The organism is Duncaniella sp. (assembly GCF_029054785.1).
Classification (GTDB): domain Bacteria; phylum Bacteroidota; class Bacteroidia; order Bacteroidales; family Muribaculaceae; genus Duncaniella.
In genome coordinates this window covers 1-24,533 of sequence record NZ_JAIDEN010000043.1, presented here as the reverse complement: position 1 = coordinate 24,533, position 24,533 = coordinate 1, and the positions used below count along the sequence as shown (strand labels likewise).

Below are 24,533 nucleotides of genomic sequence, written 5' to 3'. Positions count from 1 at the left end.
ATCAAATATCTGTTAACAATAAACTCTTCATTAATTACGTTAAATGTATAAAACAAGTCCTGATTATCTGAAATAAAAACATGCATGCCTATGAATAAAATTTCTACTCAATCCACCACACTGCTCTCGTCAGCCCGAAAAAACGTCACACAACAACCTGCGAACGAAACACTTGCAAAAATCAAACAATTTGCCCGTGCCTATTCATTTGCGTCTACCGCAAATCGTTCTCTCGGCAATTTAGTGCTGAACTGACGCATTTCCCCCCATGACATCTATCTTTGCTCTATTGGCTTTCATCTTTGGTGGAGCCTCCGCATACTTCGCTCTGCTCTCACGACGTTCCGAACAGGCCCGGAAAACAGCAGAACAGGACAATTTCACCCTGCGCATGGAATGCGAAAAGGTGAAAATAGAGACTACATCCAGAATCGAGTCTCTTAATTCTGTCCTGGCAGATCTGAAATTTACAAATGAACGACTTTCTCAGAAACTTGACGAATCATCCCGCCAGACCGGTGCCGTCAAAGAAGAAAACTCAGCCCTGACAGCCCGGATAGAGATGCTTCAGAGAGAGAAAGAAGAAAACGAAAAATCCCGTGCCCAACAGGAAGAGATTTTTGAAAACCGGTTCAAGAATCTCGCCAATGATATTCTTCGGCAGAACACCACTGATCTTAAGACTCAGAATGAAGAGAAACTGCGTGAAATCCTGCAACCGCTCCATTCAAACATTGAGGAATTCCGGAAAACCGTTTCCGAGACCTATAACAACGAAGCTCGTGAGCGTTTCTCACTTTCTGAGCGCATAAAAGATCTCGTAAGCCTCAACCAGGCAATCTCCCGGCAGGCCCATGAATTATCCGAGGCACTCCGCGGAGACAGCAAAGTTCAGGGAGACTGGGGTGAAATGGTGCTCGAATCCATCCTTGAGAAATCCGGATTGCAGAAAGGGGTGGAATATTTCATTCAGGCAAGCACTGATGAAACCGGGAATACTCTCCGGAATGAAGACGGAACTTTGCTCCGTCCCGACGTCGTTGTCCGTTATCCGGACAAACGCTATGTTGTCATTGACTCCAAAGTTTCGTTGACAGCTTTTGTGGACTATGCCAATGCCTCGGACGAAGAAAGCCGCCAGCTGGCGTCGCTTCGTCATGTCAGATCTGTGAAAAAGCACATCGACGAACTTGCAAAAAAACGTTACCAGGATTATGTCGGAGATGCAAAACTTGATTTTGTCATGATGTTCATCCCGACAGAGCCTGCCTACATAGCGGCTATGCGCCTTGAACCCACATTGTGGCAGGAAGCCTATGACAAGAATGTCCTGATCGTATCCCCTACCCATCTTGTCTCCGGGCTGAAACTCATAGCCCAGCTATGGAGCCGCGACCGTCATACACGTAATGCCATTACCATAGCGGAAGAAGCAGGAAAGATGTATGACAAATTCGCAGACTTCACCAAAGACATGGAGAAAATAGAAAAAGCCCTTGGCTCTACCCGAAAGGCTTTTGACGATGCAATGACAAAGTTGAGCTGCGGAACCGGCAATCTTGTCACCAGAGCACAGAATCTCCAGAAACTTGGTGTGAAAGCCAACAAGCAGATCGCGGCTTCGCTTGACCGCAACCGCCTGTCTGACGAAGACTGAACATTCTTCTAAAAAAGGCGCCTGCCATAAGATTTCATACCGATCTCTTATGGCAGGCGCCCTTTTATAATCAGCTTTAGTCTTTGACCGAGAACCCGGCATTGAAAATAGCATCGCGCACGGCGCTGTCATCAGCATCGCCTTCCACGACGGCCTCTCCAGACCCAAGATCCACTGAAACCGACTCAACGCCCTGGAGACTTGAGATTGCTTTCGTTACCGATGCCTGACAATGAGGGCAGGACATTCCTTCAATAATATAAATTCGCTTCATATTGTCTGTATTTAGAGTTAATTCATGTTTGTGGTTGATTTTATCGCGATGGTGGCGCAAACCTGAATAGGCAAGCAAAGCGAACAGTATCAGACTGCACAGGCTCTCGAAAACGCCAAACGAATAATGACAGTGGGACGTCAGACCTGTTGCAGCTGAAGGTATGAACCACTCCTTCGGGAGCAGATAGTCAATAGCCAGTCCGAACAGAATGGCTGTCACTACAACCGATCCCACATATATAAATGTGCTCTTGCGCCCGATTGTTTTAGACAAAATCATCATTGAGGCAAAATTAGCCGCCGGTCCCGCCATGAGCAATACGAAACCAACCCCAGGGGTCAGACCTTTGGTGATGAGAGACAATGCGATCGGAATTGATCCGGTGGCGCATATATACATAGGTACGGCAACTATGACCATAACCAGCATCGCCAACAGAGGATAACGGCTAAGACCCAAGAACAATTCGTCAGGCACCAGAACTGTTATCAACGCTGCGATCACAAGTCCGATAACAAGCCATTTGCCCACGCTTCCAACCATATCAACCAAGCCATAACGGAAAGCCTCCGCTGTCTTTCTCCAGAATCCGAACGGACGGGGACATTCAGACAAGGACTCTTCTGCTTTCGGCGTTGAAGACTCATCAGACTCATCGTCAAATTTGCTTACAGTCATGCCTCCGAACAGAGCACCGACCAATGCCCCTACCGGACGCAACAGCGCGAACGGCAGGCCCAACAGTGAATATGTCGCAGCAATACTGTCTACACCAGTCTGTGGCGTTGCTATCAGAAATGATGTCGAGGCACCTTTGGACGCACCTTGTCTCCTAAGGGAAACTGCTGTCGGAAGGACTCCGCAGGAACATAGGGGCAATGGAATACCCAAAAGCGCAGCTTTTATGACAGGCTTTATGCCACGACCTGCAAGATGACGCCCCATTGTATCCGGTTTGATGAAAACATGCAGAAAACCTGCTATTATAAACCCTAATAATATATAAGGTGACATCTCATTGACAATTGCAGCCAGAGATGTGAAAAAGTGACTGAAATTCATAGGCTTCTATACTTTATGTTTGCTATACACAAAGTTACCACCGATTTCAGTCATTTGCGTTATACAATTGCGGGAATAGATTACCAAATTATATTCACCTTCCTAATAAACTGCATCACATAAATTAAATAGTTCCTAAAAAACAACCGGCTCCACAAGCTGTGACATCAGATCTCATGCAGGCCCAGTCTCTCTCTGGAGCCTCTGAGATATTCAGAGGGAGTCATTCCTGTCACACTCTTGAATTGGCGTGAAAGATGAGCCACGCTTGAATAATCCATCATATAGGCAACCTCACTCAGAGTATACTCGTCATGCTGAAGCAACTCTTTCACGCGTTCAATCCGTTGGGCAATATGATACTTTTCCAGTGTTCGTCCTTCTTTTGCTGAAAAGATACGGCTTACTGTGTCATAGTTCATCCCAAGCTGCCGTTCAATGCACTCTGAAAGATTATGCTGCTTCTCCTTTTCCTCTCTGACATGATGAAGAATGGCATGTTTGGTCTTTTCAACAATCTCAGATTCCTTGTCTGCGATCAACTCGAATCCATCACGCCGCAGACGCAACTCCAACTGCTTCATGACATCGTCTGAAAGCGGAGACGACAAAGTCGCCTTGCCAAGCTCAACGGTAAAATTATCAGCCCCGACATCGTTCAGGATCTGTTCGACCGCTCTGACACAATGGTGACACACCATATTCTTTATCAACAACTCTTTCATAATTCTATACTCGCTACTTGCCCGATGGCACATACGTTATTTCTACTACTTTCTCGCTCTTGCCTGTCACAGGGAACAAAGCCGAGCATCTTATACCCGGAATCCAGATGATTTCGGCATTCCGTTCAATCACCCTCGCGTTTTTCTTTTCATTAAGAGACATTTTAGCATTGCTGAAAATATCGCTGAGAAGTTTGGACCCTTTGAGTCCGAACGGACGCATCCGGTCACCTTCTCGCCATCCACGCATCTTGAACACCGCATCATCCATAATTGTATGATCGGCATACAACGCATCCGCATTCAATCTGCCACAGTTTTTCATCTCTGAAAATTCAGCTGCACTCAGAATCCTGAAGCCAAAAGGATGTTGCGTCAGATCAACCGTCATTTCACGCTGCACGCTACCGGAGTCTTCATCGAATGGGGTCAGGCAACCTCGGTCAAGCAAATATACCAGATTTTTGCATCGATATATTTTACCTGCGGCAGTCGCTCCTCTCCCATCGCCTTTAAAACTGCAAATTATATTTTCAACCTGACTCATGTTGATACCTGCCTCGGAAAGAATCTCATATAGTGCCATGCGCGGATCCTTCTCGGTTTCTACAAGAGCGCGCAGGTCAATCCTTCCGTCAGCCTCCGCATATCTTTTTTTAAGTTCACAGCGATAACTTTCATAAAGGCTATAATTATCGCCAAGATGAGCGATCGTCTGGGCAATCGAATCCATCGAGCCTGGGAACTCCTCCTCAAGCAAAGGGACAAGCCTGTTGCGAATCCGATTCCGCTTATAGGCATTGTCAGCATTGGTCGAATCCGTCACATAAGTCTGGCCTTGGTCTTGAAGATAAGCCAAAATCTCGTCTTTCCGGCAGTTCAATAACGGACGGATCACATCCCCGTTGCGCGGCAACATTCCTTTCAGACCGACCAGTGAGCTTCCGCGAAGCAAATTCAGGAAAAAAGTTTCTATATTGTCTTCACGATGATGCCCGACGGCTACTTTTGTAGCTGTCTGTGCATCCAAGAGACTCTTCCACCAGTCATAGCGCAGCGCCCTGCATGCCATTTCGATTGATTCGCCAGTCTCTTTACGCCGGCTGTCGACATCGAAATCTCTCACAATAAGATCTACCCCTTTCTCAGAACAGAAATTGCGGCAGAACAATTCATCCCGCATACTTTCCTCCCCCCGCAGATGGAAATTGCAATGGGTGGCTACCACATTATAATTCAATTCATGAAGAACCGTCAGCAGAGCGATGGAATCAGCCCCGCCGCTAAGACCGACAATCACAATGTCATCCTTGGCGATCAACTTATGGTTATTGATAAACAGCTCTACCTGGCGTGCAAAATTCATGATCAAAATAAAAAACGTGGGAAGTTTGTTGCAAAATTAATAAAATTGTGCAACAAACACCCACGTTCATGAGTTATTAAACCTCTTAATCTTCGACAGCCAAAAAGACGCCGTTTATATCGAATACATAAGTATCCGGTCCTGGGATACTAAGCTCAACTTCGTAAACTTTGCCGCGATTGAATTCCACAGATTCAACCATCGAGGCGAAGCCATCCTTGGCAAGGCGTTCATAAGCCTTTTGAGGAAGCATATCCTTCACTACGCTTGCAGGCAACATCATTTTACCCGGAGCATCTACTTCAAGAATGTTCCCATCTGAGTCAAACTCTAGGTCAATCCCGTTGGAAAGCTCGACTTCATATTTGCCTTTTGCAAAATATTTTTCGCAAGTGCGTACGCCGTCTTTAAAATGTTTTTCAATGAAACTGCGGGCTTTCTCAGGCAACTGAGAGTAAGACTGGGATCCAGCCACTACAATACCGGGATTCCCACCATTGCCGATCGGAACCTGGGCAACAGCGACAGCTCCACCCGACATAAGTGCAAGCGAAGCTGCCATTGACATTAAGTGCTTAAATTTCATATTATTTATCTATTTGGTTATTTAAGAAACAAGCCTACATCATAGAATGTTGAAAAATTCTGCGTAATTTTGCACTATGATTTATCCTGACAAAATAGAAGAAAAGATCGGGTTTGCGGCCATACGGCTTCAACTGTCGAAGAAATGCCATTGCGACGGCTCTCGTCAACTTTGCTCTGAAATGGCATTTCAGACTGATTTCGAAGTTGTCCAGGCTTCGCTTCAGGCTGTCGACGAAATGGTACGCGCAAATCACAGCGATGAGACTCTCCCGCTTGAAGGAGTTGACGATATCGACCGGGATCTGGCCGTGATCAAGATTCCAGGCACATTCCTTGAAATAAAAGATCTGCTTAAGATACGGCGGATGCTTGAATGTTTCTCTCGGATAGCATCATACTTCAGACGCAATAATGAAGACGGCCACACTCCTTATCCAAGGTTGACACAACTGAGCGCACCGTTGAGCGACATACCGACATCTCTGGTGACAGTCATTGACAGATCAATTGATCCGGCATCCGGGCTGGTAAAGGACAACGCATCCGTTACACTGAGCGAAATCCGGTCCCGTCTGAGGAGCATGTCGGGCCGCGTTAATTCCATTTTGCGCCGAGTGTTAAGTTCTGCCATCTCCCAGGGCTGGCTTGATGCTGATGCCACACCTGCCGTGCGTGACGGTCGCCTTGTGTTGCCGGTGCCTCCGATGAACAAACGGAAAATTCCGGGCATTGTTCATGACGAATCAGCCTCCGGTAAAACCATATTCATCGAACCGGCGGAAGTTGTCGAAGCCAATAATCTCACACGTGAGCTCCAGCTTGAAGAACACAGAGAGATTATCCGCATTCTGACCATGATCGCAGACGAGTTGCGTCCCCACATCCCGGAGATGCTTGCCAGTGCGTCTATTGTCTATCAGCTTGACTTCATCAATGCCAAGGCCAACTATGCTGATGCTGTCGGCGCTACGCTCCCGACTCTTCACAACAATGAAGAGATGGAATGGTATCACGCATGTCACCCGGTGTTGAAACTGTCTTTGGAACAACAGAACCGGGAGATCGTGCCGATAGACATCACACTGAACCACGAAACCCGGATACTGGTGATCTCAGGCCCGAATGCGGGCGGAAAGTCTGTCTGTCTGAAAACAGTCGGAACTATCCAATATATGGTCCAGTGCGGCCTGCTGCCGCCGGTCTACGAAAATTCCCATATAGGAATTTTTCAGGACATCTTCGTGGACATCGGTGATGACCAATCCTTTGAAGATGACCTGTCGACATACAGCAGCCATCTCCGCAGCATGAAGTTCATGCTCCAGCGTGGACGGAAAGGCTCATTATTCCTTATTGACGAGATGGGCTCAGGGACAGAACCGCAGATCGGCGGGGCTCTTGCCCGCGCCATTCTTGAACAGATGAACGGGAAAGAAATGTGGGGAATTGTCACCACCCACTATCAGATTCTGAAACAGTTTGCCGAAGATGCCGCAGGGCTCATCAACGGATCGATGCTCTATGACCGTCATCTGATGCAGCCGATGTTCAAGCTTTCCATCGGCAATCCCGGCAGTTCGTTTGCTGTTGAGATCGCCCGCAAAATCGGTCTTCCGGGAGAAATTATCCAGGCGGCAGAAGATATTGTCGGCAAAGAATATATGAATCTTGACAACTATCTGCTTGACATCACACGCGACAAACGCTATTGGGAAAACAAGCGCACAGCTATCCGCCAGAAAGAGAAAAAACTGGAGCAGATGCTTGCCCAATATGCCGAAGATGCTGACCAGCTCAGGAGCAAACGCCGGGAAATCATCGAAGAGGCCCGGACTGAAGCAAAGAAGATACTTGACTCGTCGAATGCGGTGATCGAACGCACGATCGCCGACATCAAGGAGGCCAATGCCGAGCGCGAACGCACTCTCGAAGCGCGCCGTAAGCTGAAAGAGCAACGCATCGGACTTGAGCGGGAAGGAAACCGCTATAAGGACTCGAACTCCCTTCTGGCAAAAGTGCCCAAAAAGAAAAAGAACAAACAAGCCGCCACCCAGGCCGACGGCAATAGCGCCACGCCTGCCAAACGGGAAGTGTCAGTCGGGGCAAACGTCCGCCTTGACGGAGGATCGACTGTCGGCACAGTCCTTGAACTCTCCGGCAAAAACGCTCTTGTCATATTCGGAAACCTGAAAACATCGGTAAAAACAGACCGTCTCACCGTAACCGATGCCAAGCCCAAGACCGAACCCAAATCGAGCGTCTCGATGCAGACGATTGATTCCGGATATGAGCGTCAGCTTCAGTTCAAGCAGGAAATCGACGTGAGAGGCATGAGAGCCGATGAAGCGATTCAGGCTGTCACATATTTCATTGATGACGCAATCAGATTCAGCATAGCCCGTGTGCGCATTCTTCACGGAACCGGCACAGGGGCACTGAGACAGGCTATCCGGGAGTTGCTCTCGACAACCAACGGCATAGACTCGTATCATGACGAAGATGTCCGCTTTGGTGGTGCAGGCATAACGGTTGTAAATCTAAAATAGCCTCTTGATTTCGCTTGCTGTTTGAAATTTTGTTTGTACATTTGTCCACTGAAGCAAGTCCTGCTTTGTTATCTGTAAAAACTCAAAGTATAAATTTATATGGCAACCAAACCGTTCAAATATCAGCCCATGTTTCCGCTGGGACCTGATACAACTGAATATTACAAACTGACTTCCGACTACGTCAAAGTTGAAAACTGGGGCGGACATGAGTTCCTCGTCGTTGATCCCGAAGCGCTCACTGTCCTGGCACGTGCCTGCACCCATGACAACGCGTTCATGCTGCGTCGCGAGCACAACGAAATGGTAGCGAAAATCCTTTCCGATCCGGAAGCTTCGGAAAATGACAAATTTGTCGCCCTGACCATGCTGCGCAATGCGGAAGTTGCAGCCAAAGGCGCCCTCCCCTTCTGCCAGGACACAGGCACAGCGATTGTCCACGGAGAAAAAGGCCAAAACGTCTACACCGGTTGTGACGATGAAGAAAAAATCAGCAAGGGTGTGTATCTGACTTATACCACCGACAATCTCCGCTACTCGCAGAATGCACCTCTGACCATGTATGATGAAGTCAATACCGGTTGCAACCTTCCGGCTCAGATTGACATCCACGCATCTGAAGGTGACGAATACAAGTTCCTTTTCGTTGCCAAAGGAGGCGGTTCTGCCAACAAGACATATCTCTATCAGGAAACCAAGGCCATCCTTAACCCCAAGACTCTCGTTCCCTTCCTGGTTGAAAAGATGAAGAGCCTCGGAACAGCGGCCTGTCCTCCCTATCACATCGCATTCGTCATCGGCGGTACTTCTGCTGAAAAGAATCTTGAGACAGTCAAGAAAGCCTCTGTGAAATATTACGACAATCTGCCCGATCACGGCAATGAACTCGGACACGCGTTCAGAGACAAGGAACTTGAAGCTGTGCTCAAGAAAGAGGCCGAACGCCTTGGCCTTGGCGCTCAGTTCGGCGGCAAATACTTTGCCCATGATATCCGCGTCATCCGTCTCCCCCGCCACGGCGCATCTTGTCCGGTTGGTCTTGGCGTATCCTGCTCGGCAGACCGCAACATCAAGGCCAAGATCAACCGCGAAGGCCTGTGGATCGAAAAACTTGACAGCAACCCCGGTGAACTTATCCCCGAAGAATACCGCAAACAGGGTGAAGGCGATGTCGTCAAGATCGACCTGAACCGTCCGATGTCTGAAATTTTGGCTGAACTTACAAAATATCCGGTGGCCACACGTCTGTCACTCAACGGAACAATCATTGTCGGCCGTGACATCGCACACGCAAAAATCAAAGAGCGTCTTGACAATGGCGAGCCGATGCCACAGTATCTCAAGGATCACCCCATCTACTATGCCGGCCCGGCCAAGACTCCGGAAGGAATGCCTTCAGGCTCTTTCGGCCCGACAACCGCAGGCCGAATGGATTCATATGTCGATCAGTTCCAGAGCGCCGGTGGTTCTATGGTCATGATCGCCAAGGGCAACCGCAGCAAACAGGTAACTGACGCCTGCCACAAGCACGGCGGCTTCTATCTTGGCTCCATCGGCGGTCCTGCTGCAATCCTTGCTCAGGACAGCATCAAGAAAGTCGAGCTTCTGGAATATCCCGAACTTGGCATGGAGGCAATCTGGAAAATTGAAGTTGAGGATTTTCCCGCGTTCATTCTCGTTGACGACAAGGGCAATGACTTCTTCACTGAAATTTCTGCCCGTTGCTCAGGCTGCCCGATTGTCGAAGACAAACATTGAATGCCAGTCAATGATTGAAAATATAATACAATCAGCCTGACCTGACAGAAACAAATGTTGAAATAGACTCATGAAGTTGCATAGAAAAGTTTCAATCTGAATCCGATCTATGCAACTTCTGATATGAAAAGTCGTTTAACAACGCAAATCATCTGATTTGAGCGGAAACATCTATGACATAAGACGCAAAGGGTTTATCGGCTTTCTTATATTGTCGGTAGCCGTTGTCGGCATATTCCTCTTTTATTCCGACTCTCTGGTCAAGGATCTCTCCGAGCAGGAACGAGAGAGAATGCAGATCTGGGCCGATGCGACGCGCGAGATTGTAAATGCCGGAAGCGGAGAATCCGATGTACCTTCCAATTTTGACTTTCTACTGTCAATCATCGAGCGCAACCGGACAATCCCCGTCCTTCTGACCGACGAAAACGGTGAAATCATCATGCAGCGCAATTTCACTCTGCCAGAAGCCGCTGACTCGACAGTCCTGTTCGGTCTCAGTCCTGCCAACCGACAGTTTCTGCTGGACAAACTCGCTGACCTGCGTAAAACGCCCAATGTGATTGACATAGATATGGGAGCAGCAGGCCGACAGCACCTATATTATGAAGATTCAAAAGTGTTGAAAAGCCTGAGTTTCTATCCCTATGTCCAGGTCCTTGTTCTTCTTGCTTTCGTTCTGATCGTATATTACGCCGTCTCGTCGACAAAGCGTGCCGAACAGAACAAAGTCTGGGTCGGACTGTCAAAAGAAACTGCCCATCAGCTCGGCACTCCGATTTCATCGCTTATGGCATGGCTCGAACTCCTGCCGGATTCGGGAGTCAGTCCGGAAATCGTTGCAGAGATGGACAAAGACGTGAAACGCCTGTCGACAATCGCCTCTCGCTTTTCCAAGATCGGCTCACGCCCCTCTATGGAAACCGAAGACCTGAACACCATTGTCAGCCACTCGGCGGAATATATGTCGACCCGCATTTCCAGCCGAATCCGCCTCAGTGTAGCTACAAGCCCGGTTCCGCTTCCGGTCTCCATGTCCGCACCTCTGGCAGAATGGGTGATGGAAAACCTGATCAAGAATGCCGTCGATGCCATGGAAGGCAGCGGATCCATTTCCGTTGTGCTCCGGCAAGAAAAAAATCTTGCTGTCATTGAAATTTCAGACACCGGCAAAGGAATTCCCAAGAAGAACCATAAAACGATCTTCAATCCCGGCTTCACTACTAAAAAACGCGGCTGGGGACTCGGACTCACTCTGACGAAGCGCATTGTGGAAGAATATCACAAAGGAAACATTTATGTCAAGAGATCAGAGCCGGGAGCAGGGACCACATTCGCCATCGAATTTCCGCTCGTACATTCCTCTACGTCTGTCTGAATTACAGCTATCAATTCGAATTACTATTTATCAACTAAATTAAAAACATGACTAACCAATTCAAATTCTATGCACTCGCTCTGTGCGTTTGCTCAATGCCCGTCCTCACATCGTGCAGCGATGATGACGATCCCAAAGGGATGACCAAGGTCGGTGAAATAACTTTTGAAAATACAAATATCATTCTGGCAGGACCGGATTCTTATGGCGCAAACCTCTATTCTGAATACACCGAAGGGGAACAATTCATTGCCGGTTCAATCGCATTCAACAAAGGCGCAAATGCCATAAGTTTCGGACTCAACACTCAGGGCGAATGGTATCCCAACACAGCCACATTGTATAATGGCGGCATGTTCCTCTCTCAGTTCAACTTCCGCTCAAACCTCGAAGGAAAGACCGGAGACTGGTGGTATTCTTACAACAACCAGTGCAGTGTATATAATGTCGATTCCACCGACGGAGCAAACAAGGGTGCAGGTGATGACAGATCAAACACATTTGCCATAGTCAACGGCTCCTGCAATGCATCAGAGATTTCTTCTGTTTATGGCAACGGCAAGGAAGTTTCTTTGGGCGGATTCTCGTTTGACAATAATGCTGAATTCATCATCGGCGAAGTTGAGATCTGCAACACGTCGTATGTGTACGGTGTGATTGTTAACGGCAACAATTTCGCTCAGCCGCTGAAATCCAACAACGGCTGGTTTAAAGTCCTTGCCTACGGCTATGACGCCAACGGAATCATGACTAACGGGAGTCCTGTCGAATATTACATCTGCGACTATCGTTCAAAAGATAAAAACATCGAAAACGATTGGGAAGACTGGGATCTCACAGCGCTTGGAAACGTAAATCGAGTTGTCTTCAACTTCGAAGGCTCCGATGCCAGTGAATATGGTCTGAATACACCCGGCTACCTGGCACTTGACAACATTGAGATCTACTCTCCAATTCAGAAGTAAAGGATGCCCACTCTGAAACAACTCCTCGACTCATCTCGCTCCCGCCTGGTTCCTATCTATGGCGGGAGCGAGACTTCATGGCTGCTTCGGATCATAATGGAGCACATCAAAGGATGGAATCAGGTCGAGTTGCTCTTGCGAGCCGACAAAGAGGTGTCAGACTTTACAGTTTCTGAAGTCAACAGGGTGATTGACCGACTGCTTGAAAATGAACCAGTCCAATATATCTTCGGTGACACCTACTGGCATGGGATGACCCTGAAAGTGACACCGGATGTGCTGATTCCACGACCTGAGACCGAAGAACTGGCCGATATGATAGCCAGGGAAAATACAGCTTCAGATCTGAAAGTCCTCGATGTCTGTACCGGATCCGGCTGCATAGCGGTTGCATTGGCAAAATTCATGAATTTTCCGGATGTCACAGCCATTGACATCTCACCTGAGGCAATAGACATAGCCAAAGAAAATGCCCGGTTGCAAAAAGTAAAAATCGGATTTCAGACAGCAGATGCACTTGACCTAAAAAAGCATCTTTCCGGCAGATATGACATCATTGTCTCAAATCCGCCCTATGTTATGGAAAGCGAGAAGAGCGGGATGGAACGCAATGTTCTTGATCATGAACCATCGCTTGCGCTGTTTGTTCCGGACAACGACCCTCTGAGGTTTTACAAGGCTATTGCCGATTTTGCATTTGAAACACTTTCAGACCGCGGACGGCTTTATTTCGAACTGAATCCACTGACTGCCGCAGAACTTAAAGAATGGATGTTGCACTCAGGATGGGACGAGGTCTGTCTTCTACCTGACATGCACACCAAAATCAGATTCCTGATCGCTCAAAAACAACCCAATGCTTAAGCGTAACGCCCCACTGACTTATGAAAACGCACTTTCCCGCACAGCAGCATTGTGTGCAAAGTGCGAGCAATGCACTCCCGATCTTCTAAAAAAACTCGCATCGTGGGGTGTGGGTGCAAGTGTGGCGTCCAAAATCATCGCGCGGCTGATCGAGCTTAAATTTGTCGATGACGACCGCTTTTCAAAAGCCTATGCACACGACAAACTTCATTTCAGTGGCTGGGGCCGCAGAAAAATCCGGCAGGGCCTTTGGGCCAAACGCTTGCCATCGGGCATAATCGACAGCGCATGTGACGACTTCGAGGATGAGGAATATTCCGGGATAGCCCTAAAGGTCATTCGGGCAAAAATACGCTCGCTGAAGGAATGGCCGTTAAGCCGCGAGAACAAGATCAAAGTAATCAGATATGCCATGCAACGGGGGTTTGAGTATCCTCTGATTGCCGGACTTATGCGGGACTACAAACCTGAAAATGATGAATAGTCCAAAGGTCTTATCCTGGCTTCGGCGTTGGGGTAAAGGATTTGTCAATCTGATTTTCCCTGATGTATGCACAGTCTGCCACCGCACACTGGTGGAGGGCGAAAAGTATCTGTGCCTCGGATGCATGCTTGACATGCCGCTCACGAACTTTCATAAAAGCAGCTCAAACTCCCTGACAGACCGGCTTTTTACAAGATCATTGCCGATACAGAAAGCCACATCAATGTTTTACTATCGGCGAGGCAATTCCTACACATCTCTGATTCATGACACAAAATACCGCGGACGACCAAAAGTCGGCAGTCACCTTGCAGCATTGCATGCCGAAGACCTCTCGTCAGCCGGATTCTTCAATGGCATCGATCTGCTTGTTCCTGTCCCGCTACATTTCCTGAAAAAACTGAAACGCGGATACAATCAAGCCGAAGAAATCGCCAACGGACTAAGTTCGGTCTGCGGTCTGCCGGTCATAAATGCACTTAAAGCGTCATATCACCGTTCACAGACAAGAAAAGACGCACATTCAAGACTTCAAAACACTCTTGGCGTCTACTCGGTGGAGGAACCACAACTGATTGAAAACAGGCACATTCTGCTGGTCGATGATGTCATCACAACAGGGTCCACTATTTTAGCTTGTGCGCAGGCCATCAGAGATGCATCACCAACTACTGAGATCAGTGTATACTCATTAGCCGCAACACATCTTGAATAGGAATTATTTACAAGAAATACCCACTTCCTGACAATTATTACTAAACGTTATGGCCATCTATCCGGTTATAATAATAAATTATTTCCCTAACTTTGCACTCATGCAACAACGCCATTTACGTTTCGCCTATACACTGCTATCCATTTTCCTGCTTATAAATCCGATAGTGCTAAGCGCGGCTGATAATACCGATTCAATCTCTGCTCCCAAAAAAGGTTTTATCGGTCGGTTGATCCACTATTTTGACCAATCCAACAAGCGGGCACTGACAACACGTCCGAATTTCACTCCTCTCGGAGGACCGCACTACTCCTCAGAGGTCGGTTTGGGATTGGGTCTTGTGATCGCCGGAGACTATTCGACATGCCCCTCGGACTCCTTGCTACCGGCCTCAAACATCTCTATCAAGGGGGATATAGCAACCAAAGGTTACTACTCTGTTGGCATTGACGGAGTCCATGTCTTTCCCAACAACTCCCGACGGATCAACTATTCCCTGAAATTCCAGTCGTTTTCGACTTATTTCTGGGGAATCGGTTATGAATGGGCCAACAACAATGCGAACAAGACTAAATACAACCTTTTTGATGTCACTCTCAACGGAGACTATGAATGGCGCCTCGCACGAGGTCTGTATTTAGGCCCGACTGTAGAACTCAGCTATACCAAAGCGGCAGAAATCGCAGACAATACTCCCTGGCAGGGCAAACCGTCACACTATTTTTCAACAGCTGCCGGAGGGCATATCCAATATGATCTCCGAGACAATCTTACATACCCCCACTCTGGAGTACTATTCGAGTTGACACAACTCTTTGCGCCCCGTTTCCTTGGAAACCGCAACCTGAATTTTTCAAGTACGGAAGTCGCCATCAATGTCTACACTCCGCTGTGGAAAGATGCCGTGCTCGCCAGTCATCTGCACAGCGAATGGACTTACGGACATACCCCCTGGGGCAAACTGCCATTTCTTGGAGGAGGCGCAATGAGAGGATATTACGAAGGCCGCTATCGCGACAAATGCGCATCCGATATCGTCTTTGAACTCCGCCAGCATCTCTATCGCCGATTCGGCTTTGCCATCTGGGGCGGAGCCGGAAGCATATATAATAAATTTTCAGATATTCATTTTGACCGCCTCCTGCCTGAAGTTGGCATCGGATACCGCTGGGAATTCAAAAAAAATGCCAATGTGCGCATTGATGTCGGTTTAGGCAAACACTCCTGGGGATTCACATTTGGTCTGAACGAAGCATTCTGACAAGGATTTATTGAAACCAATCATGTATAAGTATTTCGTTTTTTACTATTTCCTGCTGACTCTCCTCATTCCCAATTTCATACTCTCCTTCACCGAGCCTCTTTCTCTTGCGGGTGCTCTCACCAATATCCTTTTGCCTGGGGGGCTGATATGGTTACTTCTCAGTCTCTCCCCGAAACTGGGGCGGAGTGTATGGCTCATGTTCCCGCTGATTTTTTTCGCCGCTTTCCAGATAGTTCTTCTTGATCTTTATGGACGCAGTGTAATTGCAGTAGACATGTTCCTGAATCTTGTCACAACCAACACATCGGAAGTGGCAGAGCTACTCGGCAACATGCTGCCGGTCATCATCACGGTTGTAGTCCTCTATGTACCGACTCTGGTTACCGGAGTCATATTCACACGGAAGAAAATCAGATTGCCACTTGATTTCCTGAAATCCAACCGCAAGGTGTCAACCATAGTCAGCTCTTTTGGAATCATCTCCTTGATATTCAGTTATGCGTGGCGGCCATATTCCATTACCGACGATCTATATCCTGTCAACGTATGCTATAATATCTACCTGGCATTTGACAGGACCGTCAAAACCGGCAACTATTCCGAGACATCAAAGGATTTCACCTATGCATCATCAGCCGTCCATCCATCTGACGAACGGGAAATCTATATTCTTGTCATCGGAGAAACCGCACGCGCCGAAAACTGGGAGATCCTCGGCTACGAACGTCCGACAAATCCGAAACTGTCAAAGAGAGCCGACCTCTTTGCCGCTCCGAATGCTTACAGCGAAAGCAACACCACTCACAAGAGCGTGCCGATGCTGCTGAGCCCTGTCGATGCAACAAACTTCAACTCAGAAATATATCATGTCAAAAGTATGGTCACTGCATTCAAGGAGGCCGGATTTGCAACAGCATTTTTATCAAACCAGCGCTACAACAACTCCTTTATTGACTTTTTCGCCAAGGAAAGTGACTTCTGCGTTTTCATCAAAGAGACTGGAGATCTTTCACTTGATCTGAACCAGAACAGCCGTCCTGATTCAGAGCTACTGCCGTATGTCGATCAGATTCTGGCTCGTCAGTCACCTAAACAACTGATTGTACTGCACACATACGGCTCTCATTTCAACTATCTCGACCGCTACTCAGAAGCGGATGAAATTTTCACGCCGTGTGACTACACCGAGGCGACAAAAAGCAACCGAGAAAAACTTATCAATGCCTACGACAATACCATCGTGGCTACCGACAGACTTCTGAACGACTGCATCACACGCCTTGATTCAATCGACAATGTTCTTGCCGGCCTGCTTTACACATCGGATCATGGAGAAGACATTTTCGACAACGGATCAGGACGCTTTCTCCACGCCTCCCCACGCCCTACAATCCATCAGGTCCACGTGCCGATGATCGCATGGCTCTCGTCGCACTTTATACAATGTTATCCTGATGCAACCGATGCTGTCAGGGCCAATATCTCACGACGGATTTCCACCTCTCGCTCATTCTGTCCATCCGCTCTCGATATGGCGGGGATAAAAGTAAGCGGCAATGCCATGAATGACACTGCCGCCTCTATATTCTCAAAGCATTATGAGCCGCGCGAACAACTTTATCTGACGGACCACAACACTTCTGTCACGCTGGAATCAATTCTCTGATCATCCGCATCTTGACGAACCGCAGGATGTGCAGATCAGACAACCTTCCTGATAGACCAGGGTCTCCTGTCCGCAGTTGGGACACTTCTGTCCTCCGGCGGGAGTTCCTGACGGAAGATACTTTTTCAGCGCACGTTCAACGCCCATTTTCCATGTGTTGATCGACTGCGAGTCAAGCTCAAGACCGTTGACAAGTTTGATGACCTGGTCAATCGGCATTCCGTAACGAAGCACACCGGAAATAAGTTTGGCATAGTTCCAGTATTCAGGGTTGAACTTATCCGAAAGACCTTCGATGGTTGTCTTGTATCCACGTTTGTTGATGAACTGGAAGTCATAACGCTTGTTTCCCTTATCGTCAGTCGCCTTTATGATCTTGCCTTTAGATACTGACTTGGGACAGAAGATTCCGTCCTCATCATCGGCAAGACCGGTGAAGATCTCATATGGCTGTCCGTTCTTAAGACCGACAAACGCAATCCATTTTTCTTTATTATTCTGGAATCTGACAACATCAGCCTCCAACTCTATCGGGCGCTTGCCGACAGGATGTGCCGAGATGGTATCTGAAAGATCCTGCTGTTTAGACTCCTTGGCATTCGCATCCGATGTTGTGTCGACACCCTTTTCACGGTCCTTTTTCTTGTTCTCGTCAGCCGAGATCAGGACTCCGGAACGGCAGCCGTCGCGATAGATCGTGCAGCCCTTACAGCCCGCCTTCCATGCTTCCATATAAAGGCGGTTGACAAGTTCTACATCGGTATCAGCCGGAAGATTGATGGTCACAGAGATTGAATGGTCTACCCACTTCTGTACAGCACCCTGCATCTTGACTTTCTCCAGCCAGTCGATGTCATTAGCGGTAGCCTTGTGGTAAGGCGAACGCTCCACAAGCGCGTCAAGCTCCTGCTGGCTGTAATCGTCGCGGATCTCGATCCCGTTGATCCGCATCCATTCGATAAATTTCGGATGATAGACAACGAACTCTTCGAAAGCATCGCCTGACTCATCGACAAAATCAACATGCACATCGGCATCATTAGCATTGACCTTGCGGCGGCGTTTGTAGACCGGCATGAATACAGGTTCGATACCTGACGACGTGCGGGTCATCAGAGATGTTGTGCCGGTCGGTGCGATTGTCAGACAGGCGATGTTGCGGCGACCGTGGGCTTCCATCTCGACAGCCAGCTCAGGACACGCCTCACGCAGACGACTGATATATGGATTGTTGCGCTCGCGGTTCGCATCATAGACTTCGAATGCTCCGCGCTCCTTGGCCATCTGTACGGATGAAGAGAATGCAGCCAGCGCCAAAGCACGGTGTACTTCAACCGACTTCTCAGTGGCTTCAGTTGTTCCATAGCGCAGACCGAGTGCGGCGATCATATCACCCTCGGCGGTGGTACCGAGCCCCGTGCGACGGCCCTTGAGAGTCTTTTTCTTGATTTTAGCCCAAAGGTTCAGCTCTGTCGCCTTGACTTCCTCGTTTTCAGGATCCGCCTTGATTTTCTCAATGATGGCGTCGATCTTTTCCATTTCAAGATCAATGATGTCATCCATCAGGCGCTGGGCTTTACCTACATGCTCGCGGAAAAGGCCGAAATCAAAATATGCCTCGGATGTAAACGGATTTTTAACGTAGGAATAGAGGTTTATTGCAATCAGACGGCAACTGTCATACGGACAGAGTGGAATCTCACCGCACGGATTTGTCGATACGGTCTGGAAACCGAGATCGGCATAGCAGTCCGGCACTGATTCACGGGTGATGGTATCCCAGAAAAGGACTCCCGGTTCGGCTGATTTCCATGCGTTATAGACAATCTTGTCCCAAAGCGCTTTCGCGTCTATCTCGGTCTTGACCAATGGATCATTTCCGTAGACAGGGAACTGGCAGGTGTATTTTTCGTTACGCTCGACGCAGGCCATGAAGTCATCGTCGATCTTGACCGAGACATTAGCGCCTGTGATCTTACCCTGTTCAAGTTTTGCATCGATGAAACGCTCTGAATCCGGATGCTTGATAGCGACAGTTAGCATCAGCGCGCCACGTCGGCCATCCTGAGCCACTTCACGTGTAGAATTCGAATAACGCTCCATGAAAGGCACAAGGCCTGTTGATGTCAGAGCCGAATTCTTGACCGGCATCCCTTTCGGGCGCAGGTCGCTGAGGTCATGCCCCACTCCACCGCGGCGCTTCATCAGCTGCACCTGCTCTTCATCGACCTTCATGATGCTGCCGTATGAATCGGGATGCCCGTCAAGCCCTACGACGAAACAGTTTGACAGAGATCCAGTCTGGAAATTATTACCGATTCCGGCCATCGGACTGCCTTGCGGAACCACATATTTAAATCCGTCAAGCAGCTCATAGATTTCATCAGCGCTCAGCGGATTCGGATACTTGTTTTCAATCCTGGCAAACTCATTGGCCAGACGATGGTGCATGTCGGCGGGCGTCAGCTCATAGATATTCCCGAAAGAATCCTTGAGCGCATACTTGCTCACCCAGACTTTTGCTGCGAGTTCGTCTCCGTCAAAATACTTGACAGAAGCCGCAAAAGCCTGTTCAAAAGTGTATTTATCTCTTTCCATCAGTGATATTTAAGAAGCGGTTTTTCTGTATGCAAAGGTGACTATTTATTTCCTATAAAGCAAATTTTCCCTGTGAAAGTTATTTACATCTTGGCAGAAAGTTGTAACTTGCAGCCTCATTTCCGCAATCACTATTTACCTTTTCTGAAAACTTATCACAATGAATACATCAGACTATTTCTCCACACGCCGTACTATCCGCAAATACGATCTGTCACGGCCTGTGAGCGAAGATCTTCTCCGTGAGATACTTACCAAAGCCACTCGCGCCGCCAACACAGGCAACATGCAGATTTACTCCGTCATCATCAACCGCGATCCTGAAAAAATCGCAGCTCTTGCTCCCGCCCACTTCAGCCAGCCTGCAATCAAAGGGGCAGCCGCAGTGCTGACTTTCTGCCTTGACCTCAACCGCTTCAACCGCTGGTGTGAGCTGAACGCAACCCGTGGCGGAATGAACAATCTCCAGGGTTTTACCTGGGGCGTGATTGACACGTCGCTCTTTGCACAGCAGTTCTGCACCATCGCAGAAATGGAGGGCCTCGGCACATGCTATCTCGGCACGACAACATACAATGCCGGACAGATCGCTGAAGTGCTTGGCTTGCCAGAAAATGTTGTTCCTGTCATCACCGTAACCGTAGGCTATCCCGCCGAAACCCCGGCTCTTCAGGACCGCCTGCCTCTTGATGCAGTTGTCCACTCCGAAAGCTATCACAACCCCACCGATGCAGAGATCCGCGAATTCTACGCCGCCGAGGAAGCCAATCCCGAATCGCAGAAATTCGTGGCCGAAAACAACAAAGAAAACCTTGCCCAGGTCTTCGCTGAAGTCCGCTATCCTCAAGCGGCCAACGAACAGTTCTCCAAAGTATACAAAGAGTTCCTCAAAAGCCAGAGCATAGAGATCTGAGTCCAAAGCTGACGTTCATACAGGCATAAAGGCATCAAAGGCGGCTGAATTTCGCGTTAAATTCAGCCGCCTTCTGTATGAGGGAAAACTCCATTTTATCCCTTGATCATTTCAAGGAACTGGTTTTCGTTAATTATATCCACTCCGAGGGAGCGGGCCTTTTCAAGTTTGGCAGGACCCATGTTGTCACCTGCGAGTACGAAGGATGTCTTTTTGGAGATCGAGCCGGAATTTTTGCCGCCGTTACGTTCGATCATCTCTTTGTATTCCTCACGTGAATGAAGCGTAAACACACCGCTGATGACTATCGTTTTTCCTGCAAGTATATCAGATTTCTCACTTTCATCCTCTTTCGGCATCGACATCTGCACTCCGTATTCTCTGAGCCGCCTAATGATCTCGCGGTTCGACTCTACGCTGAAATGCTCGATGACAGCATCGGCAATACGCGGACCAATATCATCAATGGCCGTAAGTTCATCGCGCCCCATAGCCATAAGAGTGTCAATATCTCCGGTCGCTTTGGCCAGTTTTTTCGCTACTGTCTCACCCACAAAAGGAATTGAAAGCGCATAGACCACACGATCGAATGTCACACTCTTTGACTTCTCAGCACCTTCGAGGATTCGCTGGGCCGAACGCGGTCCGATGCGCTCAAGTGCTTCCAGTGCCGGAGCCTCCAAGATATAAAAATCAGCTATGTTTCTCACCAATCCCGCGTCATAGAGCAAAGCAGCATTCTCTTCACCCACCCCGTCAATATCCATTGCATGGCGCCCTACATAGTGCTCCAGACGTCCGATAATCTGCGGACGGCAGCCATATTTGTTGGGACACTGCCATGATGCTTCTCCGGGGATACGGATCAGAGGAGTGCCGCAGTCAGGACAATGTGTCACAAATCTGACAGGTTCGGCTCCCTGGTCGCGGGCTGACTCATCGACACCGGTGATCTTCGGAATGATCTCACCGCCCTTTTCAACATAAAGCATGTCATGTTCATGAATTCCAAGAGCTTTCACAATATCCTCATTGTGAAGAGAAGCCCGTTTGACAATAGTACCTGACAATAAAACGGGTTCGAGATTTGCAACAGGTGTGATAATACCCATGCGGCCTACCTCAAACGACACAAAACGCAGACGTGCCAAAGCCCGTTCGGCAGAGAATTTATAGGCAATTGCCCATCGTGGTGATTTGGAGGTATAGCCGAGGTTCAGTTGCTGACGGAGATTGTTGACCTTGAACACCAGACCATCGGTTGCCACCGGAAGCTCCTTGCGCTCCTGATCAAGACGGGTGATAAAGCTGTCGACCTCTTCGATAGAATCCATCAGAGTCATCAGATTGCTGACTTTGAAACCCCACGAACGAGCGGCAAGCATATTATCATAGTGGTTGTCGGCGGGGAGCTCGTCAGAAATCAGATAATAGAAATAGGCATCAAGGCCTCGGCGTGAAACCTCGGCGGAGTTCTGCATCTTCAGTGTCCCGGCAGCGGCATTACGCGGATTGGCAAAAAGAGGCTCCTCATTGAAAGCCCTCTCTTCATTCAGCCGGTCAAAAGCCTTCCAGGGAAGCACGATCTCTCCACGGATCTCGAACGACTGCGGATAGCCTGTCCCCTGAAGCACCAACGGGATACTGCGTATGGTCTTGACATTTTCAGTTACGTCATCACCCTTCTCTCCGTCACCTCTGGTGACAGCACGGACCAGACGTCCGTTTTCATAGACAAGAGATATACTCGTCCCGTCGAATTTCATCTCGCCGACTATCGGCACGGATTTCAAGCCTGCCGAATTGCCAAGCGAATCGTTACATCTGCGGATCCAGTCTTCGACCTCATCCACACTGTATGTGTTGCCCAACGAAAGCATCGGTCGGACATGAGCCACCTGAGTGAACCCCTTGGTTATATCGGATCCCACACGATGAGACGGCGAAAACGGGTCGTCAAATTCAGGATGCTCAGTTTCAAGTCTTTCCAGCTCTTTCATCATCATGTCATAGTCATAGTCACTCGCTACGGGCGAATTCTCCACATAATAGGCATGATTGAGACGATTAAGCTCTTCTCTAAGTTCGGTGATACGTTGTTGTACGGACATAAACAGTGTGAGTGGCGGGGAGAGTCTAAATTTTAAATTAATGTTATCAATATCATCAAAGCGGGAGGATGTAAAAAACACCCTCCCCTTCTATGTTTAACCGCAATAGAAATAACGGTTGACAAGTTTCTGAAGTTCTACCGGATCGGAATTCACTTTGGCGGCAAGTGCCTTGTCGTCAAACGCTCTAAGCTGCTTGATAAGATCGTCGATCATTGCGGGGGCAAACACATTGCGGTTCTCATAGATCGCTCTCTGTTTTTCAAGACAATCAGCTGATTCTACACAGCATGTCGGAAGAGTTTCAAGCACGGCAAGTTTTGCGGCATTCTCCTTGGCGTGTATGTTGACATCGACATAGGTCCGCGATGCAATCTCCAGGGCTTCCTTCTCATCCATTTCGAAGCCAAGCCTGGCCGCCACACAAAGAGCGGCCATGAGCTGGTAGACATTAGCCGAGCAGTCAGGCGAGCGCATTTCAAAGGTCTGCTTGCCGTATGTTTCAATCTCGCATCTGTCAGCCGGATTGACTTGCACACACATATCCTTGCCTGAGGTCCAGCCAAGAGGCACACGGACGAGGACTGAACGGTTTCTGTCGCCCCAACAAATATTTGTAGGTGCTTCCTGATGCGGAACGAGGCGCAGATAACTTGTCGGATTTGCGTTACCGAAAGCAGTGATGGACGGAGCCAGCGTCATGAGTCCGGCGATGGCCCGGCGGGCATCGTTACTGAGTGTACGATCCGCACTCTGGGTCATGTTGTGACCGTCTTTCATCAGACGCATGTGAATATGGAAGCCGGAACCGGCCTTGCCGACTGTGATTTTGGGTGCAAACGTCACATTCAGACCTTCCTTAGCAGCCAACTCGCGGATTACCCACTTTGCAAGCAGCAACTGGTCTGCGGCACTGAGTGCCGGATTCGGAAGGAACTCGATTTCATTCTGCTCATAGATGAGAGAATTATGCTTAAAGTTGCCTACTTCGGAGTGACCGTATTTGATCTGACCGCCGGTAGATGCGATCAGCGACATTGCCTTGGTGCGGAATTCATTAAATTTGGCAAAGGGACCGGATTCATGGTAGCCCTTTTGATCAGTAGCCGGGAACATACCGGGATCCGCTCCTATAACATAAAATTCCAGCTCTCCCATACACTCGAATTCCATCCCTGAAACTTCGGTGAATTCTTTGCAGGCCCTTTCGAGAATTCTTCGCGGATCACTGTCAAGAGGTTGTCCGTCCTTGTCGAAATAGCTGCACAGCAGAGTCAATGTCGGAAGTTCGGCAAACGGATCGCGGAATGCAGACGAATAACGCGGGATGACATACAGGTCGCTGCGTCCGGCTTCAATAAACGGGAAGAGGCTTGAGCCGTCAACACGCTCGCCTGTGGAGAGGATTGTTTCCAGATATTCCTGAGAATTAATCACAAAATTAAGTGTCTTCAGGCGCCCGTCGGCAGCAGCATACATGAAATTGACCATTTCGATACCTTCCCGGCCGACATAGTCAATAATGTCGGCTCTCGTGAACTCCGATGCCGGCTTGCCCAATGTCCGCTCCACATGGTTGCGGCTCATTGATAGTTT

Annotated in this window: 18 protein-coding genes; 11 read left to right on the top strand and 7 right to left on the bottom strand. The window is 48.6% G+C overall.

All coding sequences use genetic code 11. The annotated features are described in order from the left end of the window. Window positions 1–268: 268 nt before the first annotated feature. A complete protein-coding gene (rmuC, locus tag K2H17_RS02765; RefSeq protein WP_300131147.1) occupies window positions 269–1,657 on the top strand; it encodes a DNA recombination protein RmuC in 1,389 nt (462 codons plus the stop codon). Between the two features lie 76 nt (window positions 1,658–1,733). Here the strand turns inward: rmuC and K2H17_RS02760 are convergent, their stop codons facing one another. From K2H17_RS02760 to K2H17_RS02745, 4 genes are all read right to left on the bottom strand, one after another. Next, window positions 1,734–2,996, bottom strand: coding sequence for a permease (locus tag K2H17_RS02760; RefSeq protein ID WP_300131144.1), 1,263 nt, complete (start codon window positions 2,994–2,996; stop codon window positions 1,734–1,736). Between the two features lie 167 nt (window positions 2,997–3,163). Further along, on the bottom strand, window positions 3,164–3,721 hold the full coding sequence (locus tag K2H17_RS02755) for an AraC family transcriptional regulator (RefSeq protein ID WP_300131143.1): 558 nt from the start codon (window positions 3,719–3,721) through the stop codon (window positions 3,164–3,166). Window positions 3,722–3,734: 13 nt separating this feature from the next. Beyond that, window positions 3,735–5,087, bottom strand: coding sequence for a tRNA lysidine(34) synthetase TilS (gene tilS / locus K2H17_RS02750; RefSeq protein WP_300131142.1), 1,353 nt, complete (start codon window positions 5,085–5,087; stop codon window positions 3,735–3,737). Window positions 5,088–5,172: 85 nt separating this feature from the next. Further along, a complete protein-coding gene (locus K2H17_RS02745; RefSeq protein WP_300131140.1) occupies window positions 5,173–5,673 on the bottom strand; it encodes a PepSY-like domain-containing protein in 501 nt (166 codons plus the stop codon). A gap of 76 nt (window positions 5,674–5,749) precedes the next feature. On the opposite strand from K2H17_RS02745, the gene K2H17_RS02740 reads away from it, so the two are divergent. The 9 genes from K2H17_RS02740 (at window position 5,750) to K2H17_RS02700 (ending at window position 17,315) form a co-directional block, all read left to right on the top strand. Then, entirely contained in the window at window positions 5,750–8,221 is a 2,472-nt protein-coding gene (locus K2H17_RS02740; protein ID WP_300131138.1) for a Smr/MutS family protein, read from the top strand. Between the two features lie 99 nt (window positions 8,222–8,320). Continuing rightward, window positions 8,321–9,979: a fumarate hydratase gene (locus K2H17_RS02735; protein ID WP_300131136.1), complete on the top strand. Its 1,659-nt coding sequence runs from the start codon at window positions 8,321–8,323 to the stop codon at window positions 9,977–9,979. Between the two features lie 157 nt (window positions 9,980–10,136). Further along, entirely contained in the window at window positions 10,137–11,357 is a 1,221-nt protein-coding gene (locus K2H17_RS02730) for a HAMP domain-containing sensor histidine kinase (protein ID WP_300131134.1), read from the top strand. Between the two features lie 47 nt (window positions 11,358–11,404). Next, window positions 11,405–12,322 carry a DUF4465 domain-containing protein gene (locus K2H17_RS02725; protein ID WP_300131132.1) on the top strand — a complete coding sequence of 306 codons (918 nt, stop codon included), beginning with the start codon at window positions 11,405–11,407 and terminating at the stop codon, window positions 12,320–12,322. Between the two features lie 3 nt (window positions 12,323–12,325). Further along, the gene (gene prmC, locus K2H17_RS02720) at window positions 12,326–13,186 is read left to right on the top strand and encodes a peptide chain release factor N(5)-glutamine methyltransferase (RefSeq protein WP_300131131.1); all 861 of its coding nucleotides are present in this window, start codon (window positions 12,326–12,328) and stop codon (window positions 13,184–13,186) included. Continuing rightward, complete coding sequence (locus tag K2H17_RS02715) at window positions 13,179–13,670, top strand: regulatory protein RecX (RefSeq protein WP_300131130.1); 492 nt, start codon at window positions 13,179–13,181, stop codon at window positions 13,668–13,670. The genes prmC and K2H17_RS02715 overlap by 8 nt, the downstream gene beginning before the upstream one ends. Before the next feature lie 223 nt (window positions 13,671–13,893). Beyond that, entirely contained in the window at window positions 13,894–14,385 is a 492-nt protein-coding gene (locus K2H17_RS02710) for a phosphoribosyltransferase domain-containing protein (RefSeq protein WP_300131129.1), read from the top strand. Window positions 14,386–14,485: 100 nt separating this feature from the next. Then, window positions 14,486–15,646: a BamA/TamA family outer membrane protein gene (locus tag K2H17_RS02705; protein ID WP_300131127.1), complete on the top strand. Its 1,161-nt coding sequence runs from the start codon at window positions 14,486–14,488 to the stop codon at window positions 15,644–15,646. 22 nt (window positions 15,647–15,668) lie between these two features. Then, window positions 15,669–17,315 (top strand): phosphoethanolamine transferase, encoded by a 1,647-nt coding sequence (locus K2H17_RS02700; RefSeq protein WP_300131125.1) that lies wholly within the window; start codon window positions 15,669–15,671, stop codon window positions 17,313–17,315. Here the strand turns inward: K2H17_RS02700 and K2H17_RS02695 are convergent, their stop codons facing one another. Beyond that, window positions 17,316–19,913: an adenosylcobalamin-dependent ribonucleoside-diphosphate reductase gene (locus K2H17_RS02695; protein WP_300131124.1), complete on the bottom strand. Its 2,598-nt coding sequence runs from the start codon at window positions 19,911–19,913 to the stop codon at window positions 17,316–17,318. Between the two features lie 160 nt (window positions 19,914–20,073). On the opposite strand from K2H17_RS02695, the gene K2H17_RS02690 reads away from it, so the two are divergent. Continuing rightward, window positions 20,074–20,826 (top strand): nitroreductase family protein, encoded by a 753-nt coding sequence (locus tag K2H17_RS02690; RefSeq protein WP_300131122.1) that lies wholly within the window; start codon window positions 20,074–20,076, stop codon window positions 20,824–20,826. Between the two features lie 95 nt (window positions 20,827–20,921). Here the strand turns inward: K2H17_RS02690 and ligA are convergent, their stop codons facing one another. Continuing rightward, complete coding sequence (ligA, locus tag K2H17_RS02685; protein ID WP_300131120.1) at window positions 20,922–22,937, bottom strand: NAD-dependent DNA ligase LigA; 2,016 nt, start codon at window positions 22,935–22,937, stop codon at window positions 20,922–20,924. 96 nt (window positions 22,938–23,033) lie between these two features. Further along, window positions 23,034–24,533, bottom strand: a 1,500-nt coding sequence (locus tag K2H17_RS02680; RefSeq protein WP_300131118.1) for a glutamine synthetase family protein, incomplete at its 5' end; no start/stop codon positions are given.